Genomic DNA, 6735 nt, shown 5'->3' on the forward strand with positions numbered 1-6735 from the left:
TTCGCGCTTTCTCGGGTAGGTGGCAGAGCATAGACTTTTTTTATGCTCAAAAAACTCCTACAGCGGCTGACAGGCCGATCGGACGAGACGTCGCAGGAAGCCCCGGCTGTCGCGCCGGTTGTGCTTCAACGACATGCTGCGTCTAAAGTTCGTGTGGACACAGTAGCGTCGCGTGTTCCCGTTTATCCCCCTGTCGATCCGGGCATTGAAGTCTTGCCGGTCGATAGCATTGTGGAAAGCCAGTCCGCCATGGTCGCGCGGATTCGCACCGTGGCGGGGGGTACTGAAGCAGATTTCTCCGACATGTACCTATCGGTGATCCGGAACCTTGCCGAGTACATACATCTTCTTCCAGCTTCTCGCCAAGAAACGCACACGGGCGCCGGCGGTTTGTTCCGCCTGTCGCTGGAAATGGGCTTTTACTGCTTGCAGGCCTCCGAGGGGGTGATTTTCACCCCGACCGAAGGTGTGGAGCGCCGTCATAAGCTTGAGCCGCGGTGGCGCTACGCAGCGTTCCTGGCTGGGGTCTGCTCAGAGCTGCACCGGCCGCTGGCGTCCTTGATCGTCAGTGGGCCGGATGGCGCTCAATGGCCCAAGTACTTGCTGCCTTTGCATCGGTGGTGTGGTGAAGGCGGATTTGACCGGTATCACATTTCCTGGCAACCCGAACCGCGCTTTGAGACCGCGTCGGCAAAGGGCGAGGTGTCGGCGATGATTAGCCGTATCGTTCCCGATCGCTGTCTGCAATACCTCGAAGCCGGTTCGCCGGCGATCGCTCCCATCGTGTTCTCCGTTGCGACTGGTGTGGCGCGAGACAACGAAAACTCCGTTGCAGAGCTCGTTGCGCGGATTCGAAAGCGCGTCCTGGATCGCGACAAGGCGGTTCGGCCGGATTACTACGGCACGATGGTCGTGGGTAACCATCTTGAGCCTCATCTTCTCGAGGCGATGCGTACGCTTATTCGTGACGGCAAGTGGAAGATCAACGAGGAAGGGGGCCGCGTATGGTTCGGTGCGGACGGTCTGTTTGTGATCTGGAAGAAGGCCGCGGAGGAACTGTCGCGGGAAATCGCTCAAAAGGGAATTCAGGGTGTGCCAACGGAGGCAAACACGCTCGCCGAGGCCCTGCTGAACGCGAAGGTCTTTACGGCGAAGGTGGACCGCGATCCGTATTGGAAGGTCGTCCTTCCCAACGGCAAGGAATACGTCGCAACCAAACTCGTCAACCCTCTTAGCCTGCTCGGCGATATCGAGGTATCGCCGTTACCTACGGCGTTGGCGGGCGGAATCGCTGCTCCGGTCGCAGCCCCGCCCGGCGGTAGCGTTTCGCAAATGCCGGCGGCGACACCAACTACTGCGGTATCTCAAGTGGCTGCGCCTCCGCAGACTCCCGCGCCAGTCGGGGCCACCTCCACTCCGGGCGAGGCTCCGAGGCCGCCGGCACCGGCCGGAAAAGCGCCGGACAGGCTGACGTCATTGATGCAACAACAAGCGCAGTCACGGTCGGCGATGCGGACGCTGGATCCGACGGAACTGGGCGAGAGAACGTCAGAAGAAGCGATCGCAGAGCGTGTTGCTGAGGGAGCAAATCCTCCCGCCGCAAAACCGGATGTTGACGTGGCAACAGTGGAACAGGCTGCAAACACAAGCGGGACGCCTGGCATCGCAGAAGGTACGCCGAGCCTTGCCGATTCGGGCGAGGGGCAGGGTGTGCGCGGCAGCAAGAAAGCGCGGGCGGGTAGGGATGATGGCGCGGCATCCGCGCAAAAGGATGTTCCATCTTCGACGGGCGGCGCCGGGAATCGAGGGGTTATTCAGAAGCAAGATGCTCCTGCACAAGCCAAGCTCCTGGCGCCAGCTGAGCAGGCCGAGTTCTCATACGTTCAGCTTCTGCCCGAGCAATTTCGGCGCAAGTTGAAGCCGTTCCTTGGGGAAACGTTAGGGCGTTTGATTGCGGATTATCGATCGGGAGAGTTCAACGACAAGTTCTTGCTCGACCGCGATGGTTTGTGCGTGAGCTTCAAATACGCGGGAACCCTCGGCGCCCCTCTCCCGGCAGTGATTGAGGAGCTCGATCACCTGAACATGCTCTACGTCGACCCTTCCAATCCTGGCAAGAAGCAGCACCACCGGAAGCTACCGGGCTCGGATAAAGACGCACCGTGCCTCGTCTTGGCGTCACACGCCGTTCAGTATCTCGAGATCATCCAATGATCATCAACTACCAGAATCTATTCCGTCCGACCTATGAAGCACGATCGGCTTTCGCGTGGGGCGTGTCGTTAGCTTCCATGACTGGCATCGCATTAGCGTCCGATGTTCACACGAACGCCTTCGTATGGATGGGCGCCGGTTCGGCTGCAATGATGCTGTGGCGAGCCAAACAAACTCAGAGTATCTGGAACTTCAAGGCCAATCTTGCGGGCAAGCCTTTCACGTTTCTGAAGGCTGATGTTGTTCGCGTCAATCTTCCGAAGTTCGGGGACAACCTCTGGCTTGGCTGGGGTTATCGCTGGGAACCTAGTCATACCCAACAGGCCACCGAGATCATGAAGCGGGATCTTGCGGCCGTGTACCCGCCGAAGTGGTTTCTCAAGGCTCGCGGCCTGAAGGGACCGCAGCTCGACCCCAAAAACGCGAAAGGCCTCCAGTGGATCCACGGGCTCGAGGAAGAGGGGGACATGCTGATGCCCCTATCAGCGATGCAGGGCCACACCGCGGTGCTGGCGACGACGGGGGCGATCAAGACAACGCTGTATAGCCTGCTCGTCTATCAGCTTGCCTTGCGCGGGTACACGATCATTATCATTGACCCGAAAGGGGATCACGATCTGAAGGAGATCGCGAAGAACGCCGGCACGCTTTCGGGGCGACCGGAGAAGGTGATCACGTTCCATCCGGCGTTTCCGTCGGAGTCCGTGCGTATCGACACGCTCAAGAACTGGGACCGGGAGACACAGGTGGCGTCGAGAATCTCGTCACTCATCCCGAGCGATGGGGACGAGTCATTCCGCTCGTTTGTGTGGATGCAGGTCAATCACGTTGCCCAGGCGTTGATTTATACCGGCACCAGGCCGTCCTGGTCGTCCTTGCTTGATGCGATCCAGAACCTCAACGGCGCACAAAAGCTGCTGGAAAAGGCACTGCGTATCTTCTTCAGGCAGAACGTCCCGGGGTGGGAAGCCCAAGTGGCGCCCGCCGTCGCAAAATTCAACAAGCCGGAAAGCAAGAAGAACAACGACATGGAAGGCGCTTCGGCCGAGCTGCGGGCCTACGTGGAGTTCTTCGAATCTGAAATTCCGCTCAAAGATCAGCCACGACAAATCAAAGGCCTGATCAGTACGGTGCGCTCAAACCGTGAATGGTTCGCGAAGATGATGGTGCTGTTGCTGCCGCTTCTCACGAAACTTACGGCTGGGGAGCTCGAAGGGCTACTCAGCCCGGATTACGACGATATCGACGATGCCCGGCCGATCTTCGACACGAAAAAGATTTTCGACGGTGGGTACATCTTCTACGCAGGTCTCGACTCTCTGAGCGATTCGGAAGTTGGATCTTCGATCGCGGCAGCGCTCCTGTCTGATATGCAGGCCGTTGCTGGTGAACGATACAACTACGACAAGAACATCAAGGATAAGTCTCGCATCGTCGTCTTGATCGACGAGTGGGGCGATGTGATGTGTGAGCCGGTGATTCAGGAGTTGAACAAGGGCCGTGGAGCGGGACTGGACATCATCGCTTGCGGCCAGACATTCGCTGACCTTGCCGACAAGCTCGGTTCGGAGGTCAAGGCCAAGCGGATGATCGGCAACTTCAACAACCTGATTGCCGGTGCAACGCAGGACGAAGAAACGCAAAAGATCATTGCCGAGAAGATTGGTGAAACATACATCAAGAAGATTTCGCGCAGCCACGGACGCAATTCGAAGACTGAAGACCACGGAATTGAATTCGGCGGGTCGATCAGCGAGACGGTATCCGAGGAATTGGTCGACCTGTTCCCCATCACGTTGATGAGCAAACTGCCGGATTTGCATTACATGGCTGTTTGGAACCGCGGGACGGTTGTCAAGGGGCGCATTCCGAAGCTCGTTCTGTGACGAGTTGGGCACACTTTATCGGTTGAAAGAGAGTTATGGAATCGCAGGTTATCGATCTGTCAGGCATGGAATTTCGTAGGCGGACCAAGGGCGCTGTGGAAGTGCCTGTGTCCAGCATCTGCAAGCAGGGTGACGTGATCCTGTCGAACGTGCTTCGTTCGACCGAGCGTAAGGCCGCGGCCAAACCGATTTTCTTGCAGTGGCCAACGCTGCAGCAATCGGCACTGAAGTTTTGCGAAATCCTGTCCGATCGCTACCCGGGCGCGGTGGGGACTTCGCTGGTGGAAGAGGCGATCCAGCGCGCGATCGAGCGCTTCGTAGAGGTCTATGAGACTTCACGCAGAAGCACCGATTCGATGGTCGCCTTTCTCGAATCATTGGCGCTGTCTGCTGACATTGCCATGGAGTACAGCGCTGTTGGTTTTGATGAGGCAGGTAACCGCCGGGTATGGCCGCCTTTCGAGGAACCCATTGGTTCGTGGGCAAGACGCCTTGGCCTTCAGAAAGTGCGATTCGTCCGTGTCCCGCCGGTAGAACCTGATGTGCTCGTAGGGAATCGTTTTCTGCTGTGCAGTCGGATTATGACAGCCAAGGACATTGGTAGGGTCAGCGAACTGCCAAGCGGCTCGTTGGATATTCGAGCACATGGGAGGCAGTGATGAAGTGGGGTTTACATCTTAAATTTTGGATTCTCGTGACCCTGGTGCTGATCCTCGCCGTTCCGGCGATCGTCTCGGTGCAAGACGGGCTTGACCGGATCTCACGTGAGGTGGAGATGACGAGGGCGGTCTTCGGGGATGAAAAGACCGAGACTATTGTCGACAGCGCAAAAGGCGTCTACGGCACCGCCTTCGTGAAATCCGGGTTCATCGCGGACCTGAACAAAACTCACTTTTCACAAGCTGACTACAGGAAGGCGCACGCCCTGAGCGGAGCGCTCAAGCACTTTGGAACAATCACCAACTCGTACTTCGGTTCGATGGTGATCAATCTCTACGGGATGATGATCCGCCTGTTTATCGTGTGGCACTGGCTTGCCTTCGTTGGTCCCTTCCTGATCGCTTGTGTGGTCGACGGCTACATGACCCGTGCCAAAAAGCTTGCCGAATTTGCCTACCAGAATCCCAGCGCTTTTTCACTCGCTGCGCACGTGCTTCTCTGGATCATTTTCTTCCCAGTCATGTACCTCGTGGCACCGATCCCGGTGACACCTCTGTTCGTGCCGATTTGGGCACTCGTGATGGCCCTTCCTGTGGCGGTGATGCTCTCCAATTCGCAGCGAATTTTCGGTTCCTGAGCAATTGTCGGGGGGAAACCCCCCCGCTTTACGTTGCGTTTCCGCGTAGTTCCTGACAGGAAGCTTGGGTAGATTTGCAATGACTGAATAGGCGAAGCTGTAACGCGTCGTCAAAACGAGGACAACGATGAGCGATTTGAAGAGAGATGGCCGCGGCAGTGGCCGAAACAGTCTGCTCGAAATGGTCATGAACTGTTTGGGCACGATCCGGGAGTGGCTCGAGGACGCGACCGTGACAGACATCATGATCAACCGCCCGGACGATGTCTGGGTTCAGCAGGGGGGGAAGAAGTTCTGCAGCGGGGCGAAGATCTCGGCCGCCCAGATCGAGGCCGCCATTACCCTTCTCGCTTCCAATTCGGGCATCCAGGTGAGCAACGAATCGGCAGACGCGATCGTAAGTACGAAGCTGCCCGGGTTTCGTGTGGAGGCAACACTTCCGCCGGTCGCCGTCGATGGCCCGACCATCGCGTTCCGACGAAACAACATGGTCGTCAAGGCCATGTCTGACTGGGTAGAGCAGGGTGCTCTACCCCAGGAAGTGGCGGACGTTCTGGCGGATACGGTTCGTCGTCGTCTCGGCGTCGCGATAGTCGGAGGTACGGGTTCGGGGAAGACGACATTCGCGAACACTCTGCTGGGATGTTTTCCGCCCGACGACCGAATCATCACCATCGAGCAGGTTCCGGAACTCGTCGTCAAGTCGCCGAACAACGTGCGGTTGCAGATCAACCCGCAGCTCAAGGTTACGGCAAAACGCCTGCTAGAAAGCGTGCTGCGGCAAAACCCTGACCGAATTGTGCTCGGCGAGGCCCGCGGTGCTGAAGCAAACGACCTTCTTCAGGCGGCCAATACGGGGCACGAAGGTCCGCTGGTGACGTTGCACGCGAATAACGGTGCGGAAGGCCTGACTCGCTTCGAGGACATGGTGGCGCAATCAGCAGATGCGCCGGATAGCCGGGAAGGCATTCAGGCTCGAATTGCCAGTGCTTTCCAGGTGATGGTGTTCATGAAGTTGGTCGGCGACGACCGGATCGTGGCAGAAGTAGTAAAGGTCGACGGCTTTGATCGGCAGTCGAAAGAGTACAAAACCACTCTCATCTATAGGAGTAGCAGATATGAAACGTTTGATGTCCCGATGCTCGGCGGCGATCAAGGCGAGCTCGCCCGAGCAGCGTAGGGTCGTACTCGGGTCGCTGCTGGCTGTCGCGCTGGTCTCGTCGTCGCAGGCCTTCGCGACGCTGACGCTGCCGATTACCGGCATCCTGTGCGACTTCTTCAACCTCATGACGGGCCAGGTCGGCTACGCGATCTCGGGGATCATCGTGGTGATCCTCG

At 58.0% G+C, this 6735-nt stretch carries 6 protein-coding genes; all 6 read left to right on the forward strand.

Features of this window, described 5'->3' with window-relative positions:
- Positions 1-42 precede the first annotated feature (42 nt).
- Positions 43-2214: a MobH family relaxase gene (gene mobH / locus KH616_RS00615; RefSeq protein WP_292232836.1), complete on the forward strand. Its 2172-nt coding sequence runs from the start codon at positions 43-45 to the stop codon at positions 2212-2214.
- The gene (gene traD / locus KH616_RS00620) at positions 2211-4100 is read left to right on the forward strand and encodes a conjugative transfer system coupling protein TraD (protein ID WP_292232838.1); all 1890 of its coding nucleotides are present in this window, start codon (positions 2211-2213) and stop codon (positions 4098-4100) included. The genes mobH and traD overlap by 4 nt, the downstream gene beginning before the upstream one ends.
- 35 nt (positions 4101-4135) lie before the next feature.
- Entirely contained in the window at positions 4136-4759 is a 624-nt protein-coding gene (locus KH616_RS00625) for a hypothetical protein (RefSeq protein ID WP_292232839.1), read from the forward strand.
- Positions 4760-4794: 35 nt separating this feature from the next.
- Positions 4795-5397, forward strand: a complete 603-nt coding sequence (locus KH616_RS00630) for a DUF4400 domain-containing protein (protein ID WP_292232841.1) — start codon at positions 4795-4797, stop codon at positions 5395-5397.
- 127 nt (positions 5398-5524) lie between these two features.
- Complete coding sequence (locus KH616_RS00635; protein WP_292232842.1) at positions 5525-6577, forward strand: ATPase, T2SS/T4P/T4SS family; 1053 nt, start codon at positions 5525-5527, stop codon at positions 6575-6577.
- A partial coding sequence (locus tag KH616_RS00640) for a TrbC/VirB2 family protein (protein ID WP_292232844.1) occupies positions 6516-6735 on the forward strand: 220 nt, incomplete at its 3' end. The genes KH616_RS00635 and KH616_RS00640, both read left to right, overlap by 62 nt.

This window comes from Burkholderia sp., from assembly GCF_018375725.1.
Taxonomy (GTDB): Bacteria; Pseudomonadota; Gammaproteobacteria; order Burkholderiales; family Burkholderiaceae; genus Burkholderia.